At 65.0% G+C, this 21,069-nt stretch carries 18 protein-coding genes and 1 pseudogene; 4 read left to right on the top strand and 15 right to left on the bottom strand.

Going from position 1 to position 21,069, the window contains the following annotated elements:
• The first annotated feature begins 329 nt into the window (after positions 1-329).
• Positions 330-2,312 carry a carbohydrate porin gene (locus AC0L3A_RS32860; RefSeq protein ID WP_354127109.1) on the top strand — a complete coding sequence of 661 codons (1,983 nt, stop codon included), beginning with the start codon at positions 330-332 and terminating at the stop codon, positions 2,310-2,312.
• 7 nt (positions 2,313-2,319) lie between these two features.
• Here AC0L3A_RS32860 and AC0L3A_RS32855 read toward each other — a convergent pair whose 3' ends face one another.
• Together AC0L3A_RS32855 and AC0L3A_RS32850 are read right to left on the bottom strand one after the other, a co-directional pair.
• Positions 2,320-3,051 (bottom strand): sulfite exporter TauE/SafE family protein, encoded by a 732-nt coding sequence (locus AC0L3A_RS32855; RefSeq protein ID WP_354126996.1) that lies wholly within the window; start codon positions 3,049-3,051, stop codon positions 2,320-2,322.
• Between the two features lie 117 nt (positions 3,052-3,168).
• Positions 3,169-5,244, bottom strand: coding sequence for a methyl-accepting chemotaxis protein (locus tag AC0L3A_RS32850; RefSeq protein WP_354126997.1), 2,076 nt, complete (start codon positions 5,242-5,244; stop codon positions 3,169-3,171).
• Between the two features lie 241 nt (positions 5,245-5,485).
• Between AC0L3A_RS32850 and AC0L3A_RS32845 the strand changes: the two genes are divergently transcribed.
• Positions 5,486-6,781 carry a hemolysin family protein gene (locus tag AC0L3A_RS32845; RefSeq protein ID WP_219679107.1) on the top strand — a complete coding sequence of 432 codons (1,296 nt, stop codon included), beginning with the start codon at positions 5,486-5,488 and terminating at the stop codon, positions 6,779-6,781.
• A 74-nt stretch (positions 6,782-6,855) separates the two neighbouring features.
• Here AC0L3A_RS32845 and AC0L3A_RS32840 read toward each other — a convergent pair whose 3' ends face one another.
• The 3 genes from AC0L3A_RS32840 to AC0L3A_RS32830 form a co-directional block, all read right to left on the bottom strand.
• Positions 6,856-7,098: a PilZ domain-containing protein gene (locus tag AC0L3A_RS32840; RefSeq protein ID WP_007597823.1), complete on the bottom strand. Its 243-nt coding sequence runs from the start codon at positions 7,096-7,098 to the stop codon at positions 6,856-6,858.
• A 99-nt stretch (positions 7,099-7,197) separates the two neighbouring features.
• Positions 7,198-8,919, bottom strand: coding sequence for an FMN-binding glutamate synthase family protein (locus tag AC0L3A_RS32835; RefSeq protein WP_354126998.1), 1,722 nt, complete (start codon positions 8,917-8,919; stop codon positions 7,198-7,200).
• A gap of 218 nt (positions 8,920-9,137) precedes the next feature.
• A complete protein-coding gene (locus tag AC0L3A_RS32830) occupies positions 9,138-9,911 on the bottom strand; it encodes a ferredoxin--NADP reductase (protein ID WP_007597827.1) in 774 nt (257 codons plus the stop codon).
• A gap of 399 nt (positions 9,912-10,310) precedes the next feature.
• Between AC0L3A_RS32830 and AC0L3A_RS32825 the strand changes: the two genes are divergently transcribed.
• Positions 10,311-11,114, top strand: coding sequence for an ATP-grasp domain-containing protein (locus tag AC0L3A_RS32825; protein WP_354126999.1), 804 nt, complete (start codon positions 10,311-10,313; stop codon positions 11,112-11,114).
• A 19-nt stretch (positions 11,115-11,133) separates the two neighbouring features.
• Here AC0L3A_RS32825 and AC0L3A_RS32820 read toward each other — a convergent pair whose 3' ends face one another.
• The 8 genes and pseudogenes from AC0L3A_RS32820 to AC0L3A_RS32785 form a co-directional block, all read right to left on the bottom strand.
• Entirely contained in the window at positions 11,134-11,982 is an 849-nt protein-coding gene (locus tag AC0L3A_RS32820; protein WP_354127000.1) for an amidohydrolase family protein, read from the bottom strand.
• Between the two features lie 99 nt (positions 11,983-12,081).
• Positions 12,082-12,336 (bottom strand): annotated as a pseudogene (locus AC0L3A_RS32815) (aldo/keto reductase); the annotation flags it as partial.
• 103 nt (positions 12,337-12,439) lie between these two features.
• Positions 12,440-13,372 carry a sugar-binding protein gene (locus AC0L3A_RS32810; RefSeq protein ID WP_007597831.1) on the bottom strand — a complete coding sequence of 311 codons (933 nt, stop codon included), beginning with the start codon at positions 13,370-13,372 and terminating at the stop codon, positions 12,440-12,442.
• 94 nt (positions 13,373-13,466) lie between these two features.
• Positions 13,467-14,549 carry an ABC transporter permease gene (locus AC0L3A_RS32805; protein WP_473255902.1) on the bottom strand — a complete coding sequence of 361 codons (1,083 nt, stop codon included), beginning with the start codon at positions 14,547-14,549 and terminating at the stop codon, positions 13,467-13,469.
• Positions 14,549-15,307 (bottom strand): ATP-binding cassette domain-containing protein, encoded by a 759-nt coding sequence (locus tag AC0L3A_RS32800; protein ID WP_473255901.1) that lies wholly within the window; start codon positions 15,305-15,307, stop codon positions 14,549-14,551. Before AC0L3A_RS32800 ends, AC0L3A_RS32805 begins: the two co-directional genes overlap by 1 nt.
• Positions 15,308-15,319: 12 nt before the next feature.
• Positions 15,320-16,642 carry a xylose isomerase gene (xylA, locus tag AC0L3A_RS32795; RefSeq protein WP_473255900.1) on the bottom strand — a complete coding sequence of 441 codons (1,323 nt, stop codon included), beginning with the start codon at positions 16,640-16,642 and terminating at the stop codon, positions 15,320-15,322.
• On the bottom strand, positions 16,643-18,097 hold the full coding sequence (gene xylB / locus AC0L3A_RS32790; protein WP_473255899.1) for a xylulokinase: 1,455 nt from the start codon (positions 18,095-18,097) through the stop codon (positions 16,643-16,645).
• 82 nt (positions 18,098-18,179) lie between these two features.
• Positions 18,180-19,238 (bottom strand): LacI family DNA-binding transcriptional regulator, encoded by a 1,059-nt coding sequence (locus tag AC0L3A_RS32785; RefSeq protein ID WP_473255898.1) that lies wholly within the window; start codon positions 19,236-19,238, stop codon positions 18,180-18,182.
• Positions 19,239-19,350: 112 nt separating this feature from the next.
• Here AC0L3A_RS32785 and AC0L3A_RS32780 point away from each other — a divergent pair, with 112 nt between their 5' ends.
• Positions 19,351-19,878: a DUF1003 domain-containing protein gene (locus tag AC0L3A_RS32780; protein WP_473255897.1), complete on the top strand. Its 528-nt coding sequence runs from the start codon at positions 19,351-19,353 to the stop codon at positions 19,876-19,878.
• Between the two features lies 1 nt (position 19,879).
• Here the strand turns inward: AC0L3A_RS32780 and AC0L3A_RS32775 are convergent, their stop codons facing one another.
• Together AC0L3A_RS32775 and AC0L3A_RS32770 are read right to left on the bottom strand one after the other, a co-directional pair.
• On the bottom strand, positions 19,880-20,347 hold the full coding sequence (locus AC0L3A_RS32775) for a GNAT family N-acetyltransferase (protein ID WP_473255896.1): 468 nt from the start codon (positions 20,345-20,347) through the stop codon (positions 19,880-19,882).
• A 10-nt stretch (positions 20,348-20,357) separates the two neighbouring features.
• A complete protein-coding gene (locus AC0L3A_RS32770; protein WP_354162308.1) occupies positions 20,358-20,939 on the bottom strand; it encodes a helix-turn-helix domain-containing protein in 582 nt (193 codons plus the stop codon).
• Between the last annotated feature and the right edge of the window lie 130 nt (positions 20,940-21,069).

Raw genomic sequence — 21,069 nt, 5'->3', positions numbered from 1 at the left:
TCGGGCCCCCGACCCCCCCCGGATGCCCCCCCGGGCGGGGTCAACTGTTTTTGCGCCTCGGAATTTGTTGCAGTCCCGTCACAGAGCGGTGCGAACCATCCTCTGCGGCAATCCGCATCAGTTGCTATTGCGAATTAATCGCAATAAGGTTCGCAACAGGCTCAGGAGCTTGGGAAGAAATCGGGCCGGATCGAGATCATCTCGTTCGATCGCGGAGCACCTAATCCTGATGACAGGGTCGCCGCGAATCGGCAGGGATAGTGCGGCGAGTGGACACACTCGCTTTGGGGGCGTGCGTTTTGACGTTGAGGGGTCACCGTTACAGGTATTTGCGGACGGCCGCGGCGATTGCCTCGGGCGTCTTGGCTTTGCCCGCCGCCAGCCGCGCGGCTGATCTGCCGCTGAAGGCACCAGCGCTGAAGGCCGTCTATGACTGGACCGGCCTCTACATCGGTGCGCATGCCGGCTACAGCCTCGGCTCGTCGCGCTCCGCGCTGAACGACGGCACCGGCATCAACGACAGCGGCGTCTTCAGCGGCATGATCGGCGGCGTGCAGGCCGGCTACAATTACCGTCTCAATTCCGGCTGGCTTCTCGGCGTCGAAGGGGATTTTTCTTTTCCGAACTACATCACCTCCAACTCGATCGTTTCCGTCCTGGCGACACCCGCCAACACCGTCACGCAGCAATGGGACTACACCGCGAGCGTGCGCGGGCGCCTCGGCTACACCAGCGGTCCATGGCTGGTCTATGCCACCGGCGGCTTTGCTTGGATGGGTGAGCGCTATTTCGACACGCCGGCCGCAGGCGAAGCAGTCCCGAAAATCCTGAACACGCGGCCCGGCTGGATCGCGGGTGCTGGCATCGAATACGGTTTCGCGCCGCATTGGAGCGCACGGGTCGAATATCTCTACAGCCGCTTCGACGGCGGCAATGTCGCCTTCTCCACGGGCGCCCAATACAATTCTTCATCGCTCGACTTCCAGTCGGTCCGGCTTGGCCTCAACCGCAAGGTCGATTGGCCGGGCATGCCGAGCTACAATCCCAAGAGCTCGGGAATCGGCTCGCTGATCGACACGGAATCGGATCGCTGGGAGATCCACGGCCAGAGCACGTATCTGCCGCAAGGCTATCCTTCGTTCCCCGCCCTCTACACCGGGCCGAACTCGCTCTCGCCATCACGGCAGGCCAAGGCGACCTGGAGCAACAGCCTGTTCCTGAACGCAAAGCTGTGGGACGGCGGCGAGGTCTATTACAATCCCGAACTGCTGCAGGGATTTGGATTGAACGACACCGTCGGTGCGGCCGGCTTCCCGAATGGCGAAGCGCAGAAGTCGAACTTTCCCTATCCGCATTACAACACCTCGCGCCTGTTCGTGCGCCAGACGTTTGGCTTTGGCGGCGAGCAGGAAGAGCTCGCGAGCGGCCAGTTGCAGCTCGGACAGAAGGTCGACGTTTCCAGGCTCACGGTGCAGGCCGGCAAATTCCCCGTGATCGACGTGTTCGACGGCAACGCCTACGCCAAGGACACCCGCAAGGACTTCATGAACTGGTCGCTGTGGGCGCCAGGCGCCTTCGACTATTCCGCCGACAAGGTTGGCCTCACCTACGGCGTCACCGCCGAGCTGAACCAAAAGCAGTGGGCGTTGCGCGGCGGCTACTTCCTGATGGTCGCCGAGTCCAATTCGAATCATTTCGACACCAGGGTCGGCGAGCGCGGCCAGTACGTGCTCGAGCTCGAAACGCGCTTCTCGCTGCTTGGCCAGCCCGGCAAGCTCAGGACCATAGGCTGGCTCGACAGCGCCAATATGGGCAGCTTCCGCGAGACGCTGAACAATCCGGCGCTCAATCTCGACATTGCGCAGACCCGGCGCGGCCGTCTGAAGTATGGCTACGTGCTCAACCTCGAGCAGGCGATCACCGAGGATGTCGGTCTGTTCGGCCGTTGGAGCTGGAATGACGGCAAGACCGAGACGCTGGCCTTCACCGACATTCACCGCAGCCTGTCCGGTGGTCTTTCGATCAAGGGCACGAAATGGGGCCGGCCCGATGACGTGATTGGCGTCGGCGGCGCCATCAATGCCATCTCGCAGGATTATCGCGACTTCCTGGCCGCCGGCGGCCTCGGTGTTCTCATCGGCGATGGCGCGCTCAACTACCGCCGCGAGCGCATCCTCGAAACCTATTACGCCTATGCGCTGAACAAGAATCTCACCCTCACCGCCGACTACCAGCTGATCGTCAACCCCGCATACAACGCTGATCGCGGCCCAGTGTCGGTATTCTCGGGACGGCTGCACGGCGAGTTCTGAGCGCGGCTCAGAACAGCAGCGCGACGCCCGAGACGAACAGCAGCGCAAGCACAATCTTGCGGAACGTGGCCTCGTCGATGCGGCCGAACAGTTTCAGCCCGAGCCACGTTCCCGCAAAGAGAAACGGCAGGCCGAGCGCGAACAGCTTTGCGGTGTCGAGCGTGAGCGCCCCTTTGGCGCCCAGAAGCAGCGCCGCCGTGGCAAACACCACGACCGCGACGGGCTGGAAGGTGGCGCGCTGGACGTCCTTGGGTAGGCCGCGCAGATTGCACCAGATGGTGATGATGATGCCGGCGAGACCGGTCAGGCCGCCGAGCAGGCCGTTGACGAAACCGATCGTCATGTCGGCGGCCGGCGGCACGATTGTAGCGACCTTGAGCTGCGGCCTGAAGAACGCGTAGAGGCTGTAGACGATCAGGATCACCCCAACCGCGATGCGGACGCTCTTGGGATCGGCCGAGGTCAGGAGTGACACGCCGACCGGCACGCCCACGACGGCACCGATCATGAAAGGCCATAGCCGGCGCCAGTCGAGCGCACTGCGCAGCTTCCAGACCGAGTAGCCCTGCACCAGGAGGCCGAAGCCGACGATCAGGCTGGCGCTCTGAAGCGGCGTCAGCACGTAAAGCCACAGCGATGCAGCAACGAGGCCGAAGGCAAAGCCGGAGAGGCCGGCGACGAACGCGCCGGCGAAAGTGGCCAACAGGAAAAGCGGTAGTTCGATTGTGATCCCATCCATTGCTCGCTCCAAGCATCAGCGAGCAGCGCTTGCGTGGGATCACCACTTCACGGGGAGGCTGCGACATCCCCGGTGGTGCAAGCCTAGGTGAAGCCGCTTCCCTCCACAATGACCTTGTTACGCGGCCCGGATCGCATCCAGGAACTTCCCGACCTCGACCTTGAGACGGCTGCTCTCGCCGGACAGCGACTTCGCTGACGCCAGCACGGTGGAGGAGGCCGATCCGGTCTGGCTCGCGCCGCGCTGCACGTCGACGATGCTGGCGGAGACCTGTTGGGTGCCGCGTGCCGCCTGCTGCACGTTGCGGGAAATCTCCCGCGTCGCCGCGCCCTGCTCCTCGACTGCGGAGGCGATCGCCGATGCGATCTCGGACATCCGGGTGATGGTGTCGCCGATCGACTTGATGGCGCCGACGGAATCCTCCGTCGCGCTCTGGATTCCCGTGATCTGCTGGCTGATCTCGCCGGTGGCCTTGGCGGTCTGCTCGGCCAGCGCCTTGACCTCGGAGGCGACCACGGCGAAGCCGCGCCCGGCCTCGCCGGCGCGCGCCGCCTCGATCGTTGCATTGAGCGCCAGAAGATTGGTCTGGCCCGCGATCTGGCTGATGAGCTCGACCACGTCGCCGATCCGGCCGGCAGCCTTGGCGAGCTCGCCGACATAGTCGTTGGTCCGCGCGGCCTGCTGCACCGCTTCGCTGGCCACCCGCGCGGAATCCTGGACCTGACGGCCGATCTCGTCGACCGAGGACGCCATTTCCTCCGCGGCGGCGGCAACGGTCTGCACGTTGGTGGAGGCCTGTTCGGAGGCGGCCGCGACCGTCGCGGTGACCTTTTCCGATTGATCGGCGGTACTCGTCAGCGTTCCCGCCGACACTTCCAGCTCCGACGATGCCGACGACACAGTGTTGATGACGTCGCCGATCAACGCTTCGAAATCGCGCGCGATCTGGTCCATGCGCTGGCTGCGCCGGAGTTTTGCCTCGGCTTCGACCGCGGCGGCCTCGTCGGCCGCCTTCTTGGCGGAGAGCGAGTCCTTGAAGTGCTGGAGCGATCCCGCCACCTGGCTGATCTCGTCATTGCGGCCGGTCACGGGAATCTCGACCTCGTGCTGCCCAGCGGCAAGCGTTGCGATCACGTCCGCGAGCCGGCCCAGCGGCGTCACCACGCGCCGGCGCAGCATCATGGTCACGCCAGCGAGTGTCCCCAGCAACGCCAGCACCGCCACGCCCGCGAGCGCGAGCATCGCAAGCGCGCCGTCGCGCGCGGCCGAGGCGCGCTCGGCAGCTTCGACCAAGGCGGCATCGCGCACGCCGTAGAACATCTGGATGGCGGGTACGATGACGTTGGCCAACTCTTCGGCGTTGATGCCGTACTTGCCGTCGCCACGTGCCGCGGGCATCTCCTTGTCCACGATGAGCGCTGCTTTCCCGAAATAAGAATCCGTCGCCGCCTTCTGCGCGCTGGCGATGCGGGGCGGGCTTCCGAGCTGGTCGATGCCGGCCTCGATGCGCTCGCGGTCGGCCTCGACACGTCCCTGCATCCGATCCATCAGCGAGAATTCGACCGCCGTGAGCGGTCGGCGTGCGCTCAGCGCCGGCGACAGCGAGGCGGCGCGGCTACCGGCCGAGACGCGCAGATCCTGCGCCGTTCGCGCCAGGCTCAACAGTGCCGCAAGCGAGGAATCGGCATTGATGACCTTCGCTTCGAGCCGGTTCATGATCGGCTCGATATTGCCGATGACCTCGGCAACGCCCGGAAGGAAGCCCTTGATCGCAGCGCTGTCGCGCGTCGCCAGCGGAACGCTCATCGCGCGATCTGCCGCGGTGGTGATATCCTTGAGCCGCCGCGCGGTACGGTCCAGGTTTTCGATCATTGGCCCGGAATCATCCAGCACCATGATGGCGCGCCTTGCCCCCTCGAACGCGACATCGACCGCTTTCGCCGCCTTCGCGGCGGCTTCGATCTGGACCTGGGTCGCAGCGTTCTCCTGGAAAATCGGGGAAATGTAGGGGGCACGAAGGCTAGCAATGTGCTGACTGACCGTCAGGGTCGCACCAAAGGCGTCGACCGTCTTGATCGCGTCGGAGCGGTTCGCGAAGATGCGCGCCTGGGGTATCAGCACCTCGGCGCCAAGGATGACTGCAAAAACCGTCACCGTCAGCATCGACAGCGCAAAGAGCTTCCCGATCCGCATCTGATCCCCCGAATACATTCCTGCAAATGCCGAAAACTTAGCCGGTTGCCGCTAAGAGCCCGTTAAGCAACGGCATGCCCGTAGTTCCGCGGAGTATTGGGCTTCGAGTGCCTTCCGGACGGTGTCGCCGAAGTTCCTTCGCGATGCCGGATACGACAGAATCGTCGGCATTTCTCCCCCGAATACCTATATCAAGGCCTGTGTCGCCATCCGCGCCACACTCCATTACCTCGGAACATCAATGCTCTCCGCCGAACTCGCCATCGTCGTCGTCCTGATCGTCATCAACGGCTTGCTGTCCATGTCCGAGCTGGCCGTGGTCTCGTCACGTCCGGCCCGGCTGTCGATGCTCGCCGCCAAGGGCGTCCGCGGCGCCGAGCGGGCGCTGACGCTCGCGGCCGATCCCGGCAAATTCCTCTCGACGGTGCAGATCGGGATCACACTGGTCGGCGTCCTCTCCGGCGCGTTCTCGGGCGCGACGCTCGGACAGCGGCTGACGCAATGGCTGCTCGAGCTCGGCCTGTCCGCAGGAATTGCCGACATCGTCGGCGTGGGCCTGGTTGTCACGCTCATCACCTACGCCACCCTGATCGTCGGCGAGCTGGTGCCGAAGCAGGTGGCGCTGCGTGACCCCGAGAGCATCGCGGTCAGGGTTGCACCCGCGATGCACGTGCTTGCGAAGGTCTCGCTGCCGCTGGTCTTCCTGCTCGATCTCTCCGGCAAGCTGATCCTCACGCTGCTCGGCCATGGCGGCAAGTCCGAAGAGAAGGTCTCGGAAGACGAGATCCATCATCTCGTCAGCGAAGCCGAAAGCGCGGGCGTGCTCGAGTCAGGTGAAAAGGAGATGATTGCGGGCGTGATGCGGCTCGGCGATCGGCCGGTCGGCGCGATCATGACGCCGCGCACGGAGGTCAACGAGATCGACCTGAATGATACGCCGGAGAGCATTCGAGCGACCATCGCCAAGAGTCCGCATTCACGCTTTCCCGTCTCCGACGGCGACCGCGACAAGCCGATTGGCGTGCTCCAGGCCAAGGACCTGCTGGTCGCCTTCATGAACGAGCGCACGCCGGATTTGCGCGTGCTGGTTCGCGAGGCGCCCGGCATTCCCGCCTCAGCCGATGCCCGCGACGTGCTGGCGATCCTGAAGGCTGCGCCGGTGCATGTGGGCCTCGTCTACGACGAATACGGCGCCTTCGAAGGCATCGTGACGACGGCTGACATTCTGGAATCGATCGTCGGCGCCTTCCATTCCGAGGAAGGCCCACCGGAACCGGCCTACGTCAAGCGCGCGGACGATTCGCTGCTGGTCTCAGGCTGGATGCCGGTCGACGAATTCGGCGAGCTGCTCGGCATCGAACTGCCGCCGCACCGCTACAACACCGTCGCCGGCCTCGTGCTGCAACAGTTCAACGTGCTGCCTGATGTCGGCGACGCCTTCGACTTCGGCGACTGGCACATCGAGGTGGTCGATCTCGACGGACGGAGGATCGACAAGATTCTCGCGAGCCGGCGGAGCGAAGTAGAAACGGGGTGAGCGAGCGGCGACGTGTTGAAATGCAGATCGCCGCACTAAGCTTCACGTCGTCCCGGCCTAGTGCGCTGGAGCCCTCACCCGAACCTCACCCCGATCCGCTTTTCCTTGCGCCAGATCACGGTGCAGGCGAGATGTGTTCCGTCGGCCTGGACGAACAGGCTGAAATGGTCGGGGATACCGACGGGACTGCTGACGTCGAGCGCGGCGCCGGTATCGGACAGGTTGCGGATGGTGCAGTCGATCGCGCCGCCGCCGCCGAACTCGATCGTTCCGGCCTTCAGCACGCGATGCCTTGCCTTGTCGCGCCGCTCATCCACGGCGACAATCTACACCCAAAGTTGAACCAAACGTTAAACGCAGTCCTCGTTGCGATGCTTTTGCGCGCGGGGCCTGCGGCCTTGCAAGTGGACCGGCGCCTACAGCGCCGGCTGGAACGTCTCTGTCCGCGCCATCCGCCAGGCGTCGCGGAAGCGCGGGTCTTCGGTGCCTTCGAGCAGTTCGCCCGGACGCAGCGACGGATAAAGCTGCGCGAACGATTTCACGTCCGTCGTCGAGGTGCGCTGCGAGAAATGGATCGGGCGCAGCTGCTGCGGATGTTCGAGACCGGCCGCGGCGATCAGCTCGGTCAGCGAGTGCAGCGTCGCAAGGTGATAATTGTGCACGCGGTCGATCTTGAGCGGCACATAGAGCGCACGCGCACGCGTCGGGTCCTGCGTCGCGACGCCGGTCGGGCAGCGGTCGGTGTGGCAGCTCAGCGACTGGATACAGCCGAGCGAGAACATGAAGCCGCGTGCCGAATTGCAGTAGTCCGCACCGATCGACATGGCACGTGCCATGTCGAACGCGGTGGCGATCTTGCCGGAGGCGCCGATCTTGATGCGGTCGCGTGCGTTGATGCCTATCAGAGCGTTGTGGACGAAATTGACGCCCTCCCGCATCGGCATGCCCAAATGGTCCATGAACTCGAGCGGCGCGGCGCCGGTGCCGCCCTCGTTGCCGTCGACCACGATGAAGTCAGGATAGATGCCGGTCTCGATCATTGCCTTGCAGATCGCCAAAAATTCCCAGGGATGGCCGATGCACAGCTTGAAGCCGGTCGGCTTGCCGCCGGCGAGCTTTCGCATCTCGCCGATGAACTGCATCATGCCGACAGGTGTCGAGAAGGCGCGATGCGAGGCCGGCGAGATACAATCCTCACCCATCGCGACGCCGCGGATCTTGGAAATCTCCTCCGAGACTTTCGCCGCCGGCAGCACGCCGCCATGACCGGGCTTGGCGCCCTGGCTGATCTTGAGCTCGACCATCTTGATCTGGTCCTGGCTCGCGACGCGCGCGAAGGCTTCGGGATCGAAGGCGCCGTCGAGATGGCGGCAGCCGAAATAGCCCGAACCGATCTCCCAGATGATGTCGCCGCCCATCTCCGCGTGATAGGGGCTGAAGCCGCCCTCGCCGGTGTCGTGCGCGAAGCCGCCCTTCTTGGCGCCGGCATTCAGCGCGCGCACGGCGTTCGGGCTGAGCGCGCCAAAACTCATCGCGGAGATGTTGAACACCGAAGCCGAATACGGCTTGGCGCAATCCGGTCCGCCGATGGTGACGCGGAATTTCTCCTCGGCATGCGCCTTCGGCGACACCGAATGATGCATCCACTCGTAGCCCTCGCGGTAGACGTCCTCCTGGGTGCCGAACGGACGCTTGTCGAGCTGCATCTTGGCGCGCTGATAGACCACCGCACGAATGTCGCGCGAGAACGGCATGCCGTCCTTCTCGCTCTCGAAGAAATACTGCCGCATCTCCGGGCGAATTTCTTCGAGCAGGAAGCGGATATGCGCCGAGATCGGGTAGTTGCGCAGGACGGCGTGGCCCTTCTGCATGAGGTCGCGGACGCCCAGCAGCGTCAACGCGCCGAAGATCAGAATCGGGATCAGCAGGATGTCGAAGATCTTGCGGTCGGCGATGCCGATGCCGATTAGCAGCGCGGTGACCACCGCGCAGATCGTCAGGACGATGAAGCGCGGGGAGAATGGCAGCAGCAGGGTTTCCATGATCCCCTCTTCCACCAGCGGCAGCCGTTTGGCGGATACGTTGGCCGATAAGTGAGGCGATTCCTGCGTCTTATTCTCGTCGGCCACGATTCCCATCCTCTCGCCAGCATGAGGCGGTACGATACGCCCGCGCCTGTCATACGGATATGACGCGGCGGTTGTTTCAGGCTAGCGAATTCGGCGGGGACAAATCAATCAGCCCGATGGGCGGGCTGCTGCGGTGCAGCAGAGCCCGGAATGGATGGCCATTAACCGGTCAAGGTGCTTTACCCAGGCAAGCGTCCTGGCTTTCGCCAGGACGACGCCGAGAGGGCCTACCGCTCGACGAAGGCCTTTTCGATCACGAAATGGCCGGGCTTGTTGCCGGAGCCCTCGACGAAGTCGCGGCCCTCGAACATCAGTTTCAGCTCTTCGAGCATCGCCGGGCTGCCGCACATCATGATGCGGTCGGTCGCAATGTCGAGCGGACCCTGGCCGATGTCGTTGAAGATCTGCTCGGAGCTGATGAGATCGGTGATGCGGCCGCGGTTCTTGAACGGCTCGCGGGTCACGGTCGGGTAGTAGATGAGCTTGTCCGCAAGCAACTCCCCGAACAGTTCGTCCTCGCGAAGACCGGCGACGAGCTTCTCGCCATAGGCGAGCTCGGAGACCTGACGGCAGCCATGCACCAGCACGATGCTGTCGAACTGGTCGTAAACCTCGGGGTCCTTGATCAGGCTGGCGAAGGGCGCCAAGCCCGTGCCGGTCGAGAGCAGCATCAGCCGCTTGCCGGGGATGAGGTTGTCGGTGATCAGCGTGCCGGTCGCCTTGCGGCCGACCAGGATGGTGTCGCCTTCCTTGATCTTCTGGAGACGCGACGTCAGCGGGCCGTCCTGAACCTTGATCGAGAAGAACTCGAGCTCTTCCTCGTGGTTGGCGCTCGCCATGCTGTAGGCGCGGAGCAGCGGACGGCCCTCAACCTCGAGGCCGATCATCGCGAACTGGCCGTTCTGGAAGCGGAAGCCGGAATCCCGGGTCGCGCGAAAGCTGAACAGGGTGTCGGTCCAGTGCTGGACGGAAAGAACCTTCTCTCGGTAAAACGCGCTCATGATTTTCGATATTCCGAATAATTGCGGTTTTAGGGCAAAAGCGTTGCCCGGCCCCTGAAAGCGGAGCGGACACCATTGCCATGGCGGAGGATTTCGCGAGTGTGATCTACGCCATTGAGACCAATAATCAACCTCGTTCCGGATGCAATTGATGCCGGCAAACCGGCATTTGCGGCGGAAATGGTCACACCATTAATGGATCTGCTGTCCGGCGCATGCGGAGGGCAATTTCTTTTCCCTCCGGGGCTCGAATACAGCACTTAATTTCCGTAGTGCTCGCGAGAATTTCATTAAGAATAGCTCTGATTTCACCCCCGTTTGGCGCCGTTTCCCGGATTTTTGCGGCTTTTGGCGCCAAGATCGACTGGAACTGACGACTGGCACTGGCGACTGAGACACATGGCGAGCGGCGAGCGGATCTTCGTGCAGGCGATCAAGCGCTATTGCGCGACCCATGGCATCGCGCTCGATGTCCGCGCCGATGGCTGGCTGCTCGCGATGCGCCGGGGCGAGCAGCGCCACTTCGCGTTCGGCTACGACATCGGCCTCAACAGCGCCATCGCGCACCGCCTGGCCAACGACAAATCGGCCGCCGCCGAGGTGCTGGCGCTCGAGGGCGTGCCCTGCATTCCCCATCGCCTCTTCCTCAATCCGAAGTTGGGCGAGAAGGTTGTCGGCGTCGCCTGGCGAGAGACCATGCTGGCATTGCTTCACGACAATCCGCAAGGCGTGGTCGTGAAGCCGAACGACGGGACGTCGGGACGATCCGTCTTCAGGGTAACGACGGAAACAGAGCTCGATCATGCGGTTGGCGAAGCCTTTTCGATGAGCGCCGGACTCGTGATCTCACCCTATGTCGTGATCGAGGATGAAGTTCGCGTGGTCCTGCTCGACGATGTGCCACTCGTCGTCTACAGCAAGCAGCTTGGCCCGGATTGGCGGCACAATCTCGATGCGGGTGCAACGCCCGTGCTGATGCGGGACGACGATCTACGCGCAGCCTGCGCAAAGCTCGCCATCGATGCCGCCAATGCCATCGGCATCACCTTCGCATCGATCGACCTCGTGCACGTCGACGGCGTCTGGCGTGTGCTCGAGATCAACTCAGGCGTGATGATGGAGGCGCTGGCGAAGCTGCATCCGGAGCTGGTGCAGACGACGTACGATGCGGCGCTGGATCGGGTGTTCGGGGACGAACACTGAGCGACACGCGCTGGCGACTTCAGCTCACCGCCAGCCGATACGCAGCCTTGGCATTCACGCCGAACGCCTTCTCCCTCACCTGCGGCCCGAGCTCCATCAGGCACGCCTCCAGCGCGCCCTTGATCTCGCCATAGCTTCCCGCGAGCAAACATACCGGCCAGTCCGAGCCGAAGATCAGGCGATTCTCGCCAAAGCAGGTCGCGGCGTGCGCGACGAATGGAAACAGCCGCTCCGCATTCCAGTCGCTCCACACCGCTTCCGTCGCCAGCCCCGAGACCTTGCACCAGACATTGCCGCAGGCCGCGAGTGCCGCGATGCCATTGGACCATTCAGTGCTTCCGCCATCGGCGATCGGCGGCTTGGCTGCGTGGTCGAGCACGAAGCGCGCCTGCGGGAACGCTTGTGCGGTTGCGATCGCGGCCGGCAGCTCGCGGGTGCGGACCAGGAAATCGTAGGCGAGATCGTGCGCGAACACGGCCGTGAGGCCGCGCTGGACGTCCTCGCGCAACAGCCAATCCGGGTCGGCCTCGTCATGGACCTGGTGGCGGATGCCGACCAGCTTGTCGCCGCCGGGCGAAGCACGCAACTGCTCCAGCGTCTCGCCAAGTTCAGCGTCGGTCAGATCGGCCCAGCCGACGATGCCAATCACTGACGGCGTCGCATGCGCGATCCGCAAAAATTCCTCGGTCTCCGCCAGTGCGGAGCGGCACTGCACCAGGATGCTCGCGTCGATGCCGTTGGCTTTCAAGAGCGGCGCGAGATCGGCCGGACCGAAGGCACGCCGGAGCGGCGTGAGCTCGGGCGCGTCCATCCAGGGATAGTCGGCGCGCGCGGGATCCCAGAAATGCTGGTGAGCGTCGACGATCATGCCTTACGCTCCGCCCGGCAATGGTGCGCGGGCATCGACGAGTTTTCGCCCACGCAGCTCCCAGCTCATCTGCGTGCCGTGCTTGCGGCAGAGCTCGTCGAGCAGGCGATCGACCTTGGTCGAGATGGCGAAGGAGTCACGGGGTTGTTGCCGCAGGAATGCGCCAAGGCGTCGCTCCGCGAGGCCAAAGCCGTAGAGCGGCGCGGTGTCGAAGAAGCGGATTCCGAGCGACCAGGCGCGGGCGATGGTCGCTTCCGCATCGGCATCGCTGACGGGGGTGAACAATCCGCCGAGCGGGGCGGAGCCGAGGCCGAGTGAGGTGACATCGAGAGAGCCGAGCCGCGACCTTTTCATTCCCATTGCCTCAACAGTCTTCCCCGACAACCAAAATCATCTCTCCCGCTTGCGAAAATCGCAAGCGGGAGAGGCACGCAGGAGCGCGGGGCTGGCGACGCTCCTACTTCAACATCTGGGCAACGTTGTCCTTGGTGACGAGATCGAGGCCGGTATAGACGATCTCCGGCACCTTCTCGCCCTTCTTGATCGCGAGCAGCGTGTCCATCGCCTTCTCGCCCATCTCGAACGGACGCTGGCCGACCAGCGCATTGGCATAGCCATCGCGCAACAGCTCGAGCTGCATCTTCAGCGTATCGGCGACGACAAGCGTGAACTTGCCGGAATCGATATCCTTCTTGTATCTGGACGCGAAGGCCTTGAAGCCTTCGGGGGCGAACATCGGCCAGCCGCCGATGGGAACGATCGCGGCGAGGTCGGGCGTCGCGGTGCGCATATCAGTCATCTGCTGAACCGCCAGCGCGGGATCGTCGTTGCAGAACGTCGGCGAGCCCGCGACCTCGGTCCATTTCGAGCCCTTCAGCGCTTCGCGGACGCCGTCGACGCGTTCGGCGAGGTTCTTGGCGCCCGGACCACCCGAGACCATGGCGTATTTGCCACCGTCGGGCCGCAGCTTCAGGAGCTGCTTGCCGAGGGCGACGCCGAACTCCTTGTTGTTGGTGCCGATATAGGCGATGCGCTTGGCGCCGGGCGCATCGGCGTCGAAGGTGATGACGGGGATGCCGGCCGCCGTCGCCGCGTCGATCGACTTGGTCATCGCCGCGACGTCGGCAACCGAAATGGCGAGGCCGTCGACCTTCTGGGTGACGAAGTCCTGGATGATCTGGGCCTGCGTCGCCGGCTCGTGTTCGACCGGCCCCTTGTAGATGCACTCGATATTGCCGAGCTCCTTGGCACGCTTCAGGCACCCGTCGCGCGCGAAGTCGAAGAACGGATTGTTCATCGCCTTGGGCACGATCACGAACCGGTAGTTTGCGGCAAACGCCGGCGTAGCCATCATCGCGACCGCAATGCCGGCAAGAATAAATTTCCTCATCGTCTCCTCCACCCTTCTTTGACGCCTGTCCTCTTGAGATCGTCCGGGAAGCGGACAGGCGGCATTTTCGTTGCCGTCCCGGAACGACGTCGTTTCAGATCATCCGCGAACGGATGCGGTCGACCAATACGGCCAGGATGATGATCACGCCCACCAGCGTCTGCTGCCAGTAGGAGCTGACCTGGGCGAGCACGAGGCCGTTGCGGATCACTTCGAGCAGCACGCAGCCGACGATGGCGCCGAGCGGACCACCGATGCCGCCAGCGAGATTGGCACCGCCGATGACGGCCGCAGCGATCACATTGAGCTCGTAGGACGTCGCCATGTTGGCCGGCGCCGACCCGAGCCAGCCGGAGATGATGATGCCCTGGAGGCCTGCGGCGAGCGCGCAGATCACATAGACCTCGATCTTCACCCGCACGACCGGGATGCCGGTGAGTTCGGCCGCCTTCTCGTTGCCGCCGAGCGCGAACACGTGACGGCCGAACGCGCTGTGGTGCAGCAGCACGGCCATCGCCAGCGCGAGGACGATCAGATAAATGAATGGCACCGGCACGCCGAGCACGTCGCCCGAGGTGAGCGCGTAGAAATAATCGGCATCCGGCCCACCTGGAAAGCTGCCGCGTCCGTTCGAAACGACATAGCCGAGCCCGCGCACGATCGAGAGCATGCCGAGCGTGGTGACGAACGGCGACAGGCCGAGCACCGCGATACAGAAGCCGTTGACGAGGCCGGCGAGCAGCGCGACGCCGAGGCCGGCGAGAAGCGAGACCACCAGGATCAGACCGGGGACATTGGCGAGCACGGTCTTGCCGTCGGCCGCCATGTGCACGAACAGGGAGCCCGCGGGCGAACCGGGCGCCGACAGCTCGGTCATCACCATCGAGGTGACCATGGCCGAGAAGCACATCATGGAGCCGACCGACAGATCGATGCCGCCGGTGATGATCACGAAGGTGACGCCGAGGGTGGCAATGGCGATGAAGGAGAAATTCTTCGCCACGTTCTGCATGTTGCCTTCGGTGAAAAAGTACGGGCTGGCGAAATGCATGATTACCAGCAGCACGGCGAGTGCGAGCAGGACATAGCCGGTCTGCGAGGCGAAGATGCCGCGCTGCCACCATCTGATCTTGCCGATGTTCGAGAAGGTGATCGGGGATTCCATGGGCATGGCCATCACGCCGCCTCCTTCGCGCCGGTGATCAGGGCGGTGACCTCCTCGGGGGAGGTCTGGTGGATGGCCTTGTCGGCCCGCTTTTCGCCGCGGCGCATGACGATGACGCGATCGCACACCGCGAACACGTCGGGCATGCGGTGCGAGATCAGCATCACGGCAACGCCCTGCTCCTTCAGTCGGTGGATCAGGCCGAGCACCTGCTCGACCTGGCGGACCGAGATCGCGGCCGTGGGCTCGTCCATCATGACAAGCTTCGCGTTGGAGAGCCGCGTCCGCGCGATCGCAACCGCCTGGCGCTGGCCACCCGACATCTGCTTGACGAGATCGTCGGGGCGCGTCTCCGAGCGCAGCTCGCCGAACAGCTCCAACGCACGCGCCGCCATTGCCTTGTGGTCGAGCAACGCGAACGGCCCGATCCTGCGCTTCAGCTCGCGGCCGAGAAAGACGTTGGCCGCTGCGGTGAGATTGTCGGCGAGCGCAAGGTCCTGATAGACCACCTCGATGCCGACGCCGCGGGCATCGACGGGCCGGTTGAAATGAACCGCACTGCCGGCGAAGCGGATTTCGCCGTGGCTGGGGCGGAAATTGCCGGCGATGATCTTGACCAGCGTCGACTTGCCCGCGCCGTTGTCGCCCATCAGGCCGACGACCTCGCCGGGGAGGACCTGCATGTCGACATCATGCAGCGCGCGGATGGCGCCGAACTCCTTGCCGATGCCGGTCAGCTCGAGGACCGGTGTCGCTTGTGCATTTGTCATCAGCGGCCTTCCTCAGACGTAGCGGTTGACGAGGGATTCAAGATATTCCTGCCGACCCGAGCGCGGCTGCGGGTCAAAGCCCGGGCCGTGCGCACGGTCGGCAAGCTCGGCGAGCGAGCGCTGGCCGCCGAGAATGGCGCGGCCCTCGGGCCCGGCCCATCCCTCATAGCGTTTCGCGAGCGGCGCAGTGAGCACGCCCGCGTCGAGCATGTCCGCGGCAGCGAGCAACGCACGCGCGCAGGCATCCATCGAGCCGACATGGGCATGGATCAGATCGTCGGGATCGATCGACTGGCGCCGGATCTTGGCGTCGAAATTCAGCCCGCCCGAGCTGAAGCCGCCGCGGCTCAGGAGCTCGTGGAACACCAGGGCAAGCTCGGGCACGTTCATCGCGAACTGGTCGGTGTCCCAGCCGAGCAGATCGTCGCCGCGGTTGATGTCGAGCGAGCCGAACACGCCCAGCGCCTCCGCGAGCGCGACCTCGTGATGGAACGAGTGCCCGGCGAGGATGGCGTGGTTCTGCTCGATGTTGAGCTTGACGTCCTTCAGCAGGTCGTAACGTGCGAGGAAGCCGTAGCAGGTGGCGACGTCGAAATCATATTGATGCTTGGTCGGCTCCTTCGGCTTCGGCTCGATCAGGATTGGTCCCTTGAAGCCGATCTTGTGCTTGTGCTCGACGACCAGCGAGACGAAGCGGCCGAGCTGGTCGAGCTCGCGCTTGAGATCGGTGTTGAGCAGCGTCTCGTAACCCTCGCGCCCGCCCCACAGCACGTAGTTCTGACCGCCGAGACGGTGCGTCACCTCCAGCGCGGCGCGGACCTGGCCGGCGGCATAGGTGAAGATCTCGGGGTCGGGATTGGTGGCCGCGCCCGCCATGTAGCGGCGATGCGTGAACAGATTAGCGGTGCCCCAGAGCAGGCGCACTTTGCTCGAGGCCATCTTCGCTTCGAACAGATCGGCGATGGCATTGAGGTTGGCGACGGATTCGCCAAGCGAGTTGCCTTCCGGCGCCGCATCGACGTCGTGGAAGGTGAAGAAGGGCACGTCGAGCAGGCGAAACAGCTCGAAGGCGACGTCAGCCTTGGCGCGCGCCTGCGCCATCGCATCGGCGCCGTGATGCCAGGGTCGCAGGAACGTCTCGCCGCCAAAGGGATCGCCGCCGGGCCAGCACAACGAATGCCAATAGCAGACCGCAAAGCGCAGATGGTCCTCCATCCTGCGGCCATGGACGAGGCGGTCCTTATCGTACCAGCGGAAGGCAGGCGCGTTTCCCGCATCCCCGCCGGCGAAGGCGACAGGTACGCTTGTATCGAAGAATTTCGCTGACGCAGTCACTTAGGCACACTCCTTCAACGCGGGATAAAGTTCGCGCCAGCGGCGATAGGCCTCGTCATAGGCCGCACTGACCGATGGGCGAGGCGTAAAGCTCGCGAGCCGGCGCGGACGGGTGCAAACCGCAGCCGCGTCTTCGCCGGTGGCGGCGAGCCGTCCGAGCCTGGCGGCGCCGAGCGCCGCCCCGACCTCGCCCTCCTCGACGCGGTGGACGGGAATGCCGAGCACATCTGCGCAGATCTGCGCCCACAGCGGCGAGCGCGAGCCGCCGCCGACGAGATCGACCTCGGCAAGCGGTCCGCCGGCCGCGCTCAGCGCCGCCAGATTGTCGCGCGCGGCGAAGGCGACGCCTTCGAGCACGGCCTGAACGATCTGGGAGCGCCCGGTCGCACCGCGCAGGCCGACAAAGGCACCGCTGGCGGCGGCATCGTTGTGCGGCGTGCGCTCGCCGTCGAGATAGGGCAGGAATTTGACCGGACTCGGTCCATCGACGCGCTCGCCGAGCGGCGCCAGCAGCGCTGCGGCCGGAACCTCCATCACGCCGGCGAGCCAGGCCAGCGAAGCCGCAGCCGACAGCATCACGCCCATCTGATGCCAGCGGCCGGGCAGCGCGTGACAGAACGCATGGACCGCCGAGGCCGGCGCCGGCGCGAACCGATCAGTGACGCGGAACACCACGCCGGATGTGCCAAGCGACAGGAAGGCATCGCCCGGCGCGATGGCGCCGAGCCCGATCGCGCTCGCGGCATTGTCGCCGGCGCCGCCGGCGACCACGACATTCTTTGCCATGCCCCAGCGTTGGGCGTAATCCGGCGCGAGCGTCGCGCTGACCTCGCTGCCCTCGACCAGGCGCGGCATGTGGTGGAGATCGAGCCCGGTGGCATGCAGCAGCAGCGCCGACCAGCGGCGCAGACCGACGTCGAGCCACAGCGTGCCGGCCGCGTCCGACATGTCCTCGATCATCTCGCCGGTCAGTCGATAGCGCACATAGGCCTTCGGCAGCAGCACCTTTGCGACGCGCGCGAAGATTTTTGGCTCATGCCTGGCGACCCAGAGCAGCTTCGGCGCGGTGAAGCCGGGCATGGCCAGATTACCGGCGATGGTGTGCAACGAGAGGCAGCGCCGCTCCAGCGCGACGCATTCGGCGTGCGAGCGGCCGTCGTTCCAGAGGATCGCGGGACGCAGCGGCCGTCCGTCCTCGTCCAGCAGCGTCGCGCCATGCATCTGGCCCGATAGCCCGATGCCGCGCACCCGCGCGATCTCGCGCGGATGGCGGGCGGCGAGATCGTCGACCACGCCGACCGCCGCATCGACCCAGCCATCGGGATCCTGCTCGGACCACAGCGGCGCCGGATGCGACAGCGCAAGCTCGCGCACCGCCGTCGCGAGAACCGCGCCGGCTTCGCTGACGAGCACCGCTTTCACACCCGATGTGCCGATGTCGATTCCGAGATACACGCCATCCTCCCTTTCGCCTGCTGCGGTGCGCGAACTCAAGGTCGCCTTATCCGCAACGAGTCGTTTTGAATTCCACCTGCCGCTAAGGCAGATTGTCCCGCATCACGATGTCGATCCTGATTTTCTCCTGTTCGCGCAAGATCGGCTCACCACGGGCGAGCGCGAGCAGCACGCGCACGGCGGCGCGCGCTTCATGTCCGGGGTTCTGCGAAATCGCGGCATGCATCACACCCTGCAGCAGCAGCCGGCGCGTCAGCGCGGTGACGTCGTGTCCGACGAACACCACCTGCCTGTCGCGGCCGCCATCGCTCAACGCCTTTTCGTTCAACGCGTTGGCGACGCCTTGCGTGCCGGCGCCGACATTATAAAGGCCGACAATGTCGGCATGCCTGCCCAGCAGCCGCGCCAACAATTGTTCCGAACGCGCGTCCTCGTCGCGTCCTTCGAGCACCGGCAGCACGCTGAGGCCGGGGAATTCCGACGCCATCACCTGGTTGAAGCCAAAAATGCGCTCGGCATGGTCGCGCAGGCCCTGCGAGCCCGCGACGATCGCGACCTTGCCGGACTTTTGTCCGACCAGCCGCCCGACCAGCGCGCCGGCGGTGCGCCCCGCGGCAATATTGTCGATACCGACATAATGGTGCCGGCGCGACGACGGCACGTCCGAGACCAGCGTCACGACCTTGGCGCCGGCATCGACGAGATCGTCGATGGCGGCGCGGACGCCGGGATGGTCCAGCGCGACCACGGCGATGCCGTCGTAATCATCCGAGAGCCCTTCAAGGGAAGCGGCGAGCACGGACGGATCGAACACGTCGGTCGCCACCGTCTCGACGCCGAGGCGGCGGGACGACAGCCAGCCCGACATCTCGCCGAGATAGTCCTGGATCTGCTGCATGAACGGGTTCGGCCCCGACGGCATCACGAAGGCGAAACGGCGGGCGCGGCCGCGGGCGAGCTCGGCGGCGGCCACGTGCGGCTGGAACGAATTGCGCTCGATCGCCTCCTTGACGCGCCGGACCGTATCCGGCCGCACGCCCGGACGATTGTGCAGGACGCGGTCCACCGTCGCGAGGCTGACGCCGGCCTGGCGGGCGATGTCCTTCAGCGTCAGCGCGGTCGTGGTGAGCGTCTCGGCCATGGCTGAAGGCTAGCAGAGGTGTTTTGAGGTACGCAACTCATTTTGAGGGGCGGCGAGCATTTTCCCTCGGCTGAGCCCAGGAACAGCCTCTTGCGTCCGCCGTTGCTGCCCTGTGCGTAACGATATCACCCATGATCCCGGCGAGGGATTGAGCCCGACGCTCGAGCGCAACATCCAGGCCCTGGTCGAGCGCCGCCGCCGCGAGCAGCGCGGTGCCAGGGGTCAAGAAAAACTTGCCGATGCGATCACGGCGTTCACCGGCAGCATGGCGTTCGTCTATCTCCATGTCGCGGTGTTCGGCTTCTGGATCATCGCCAATCTGCACTGGCTGCCGGGAATCCCGGCCTGGGACGAGAGCTTCGTGGTGCTGGCGATGATTGCTTCGGTCGAGGCGATCTTCCTGTCGACATTCGTGCTGATCTCGCAGAACCGCATGAGCGCAGCAGCGGACAAGCGCGCCGATCTCGATCTCCAGATCAGCCTTCTCGCCGAGCACGAATTGACCAAGGTTGCCCGCCTGCTCACGCAGATCGCCGAGCGGCTCGACGTCCAGCCCGATTCGAAGCGCGATCTGGAGGAGGCAAGCCGGGACATCGCCCCCGAGCGCGTGCTCGACAGGATCGAGGAGACGCGCTCCTGAGCTATCGGCTCGCCGACAGATCCAGGGTCAGGAACAGGCTGTTGGGATCCTCGACATAGCCCTGGAACGGGCCGCAGAGGACAAAGCCATGCGCCTGGTAGAGCGCGTGCGCCGGCTTGAAATAGTCCCAGGAGCCGGTTTCGAGGCTGAGCCGCGCGATGCCGCGCGCGCGGGCTTCCGTGATGATGTGGCGGAGCATCTCACCGCCAAAGCCGCGCCGCCGCGTGGTCTGGAGCGTGTGCATCGACTTCACCTCGCCATGCGCTCCCGACAGCGACTTCAGCGCACCGGTGGCGACCAGCGTGTCGCCGTCCCAGCCGGTCCAGAACGCGACTTCCGGGGCACGAAGCCCAGCGAGATCAAGCGCATGCGCACTGCCCGGCGCGGTCTGTGCTCGCGCCGCCGCAACGTGATGGTCGAGCAGCGCGATGACGCGCGGATCAAAGGTGTCGCCGGTGCGGATCTGCATCGTCAGGGCCTCACATCTTGCCGTAGGACGCGCCGCGGCGCGTGATGATGACGTAGCGCGCGTCCTGTCTGGTCTCGTTCTCGAAGATCACCGCGCGCATCACGTCGAAGTCGAGACAGTCGCCTTCGCGCAGGCGAACCGCCTTGGCGTCGATGTGCACGGCGATCGCGCCCTCCAGCATCAGCAGCTGCTGGGTGAAGGCGTTGCGCCCCCAGGGGCTGTACGGCACCCGCGCGCCGGCCGGCAAATCGACGACGATAACCTCGATGCCGCTCGCCGCATCCGCCGGCGAGGCGTGGCGGCGGCGATAGCCGCTGTCGGGATCGCGCCAGTGCGGTTGGTCGGCGAGCCGCACCAGCCGCTCCGGCGGCTTCTCGGCCAGCGCCACCACGTCGCTCAAGGACACATCGAGCGCCGCGCAGAGCTTGTTGAGCAGCGACGCCGTCGCACTGCTCTGCGCCCGCTCCACCCGCCCGATCATGGCCCGGCTGACGCCGGAGCGCGTGGCAAGCTCATTCAGCGTCATGCCGGCTTGCGTCCGCACCGTCTTCAATCGGCGACCGATCGCGCGGTCGAGCTTTTGCTGGTCCATGATCTCTGATCCAAACGTTGCCCGTCGCAGGGACCGCATCCGCCGGACGAGAAGATTAGGCCGGAGCAGCGGCGTATGCCGGGATCGAGGGGCTAATATATTGGAATCTTTGCGCGCCGGGCAGCAACGT

It is taken from the genome of Bradyrhizobium sp. MI1.3, assembly GCF_055811695.1.
The sequence above is the reverse complement of the archived record's forward strand: the minus strand, read 5'-3'. Positions and strand labels throughout refer to the sequence as shown.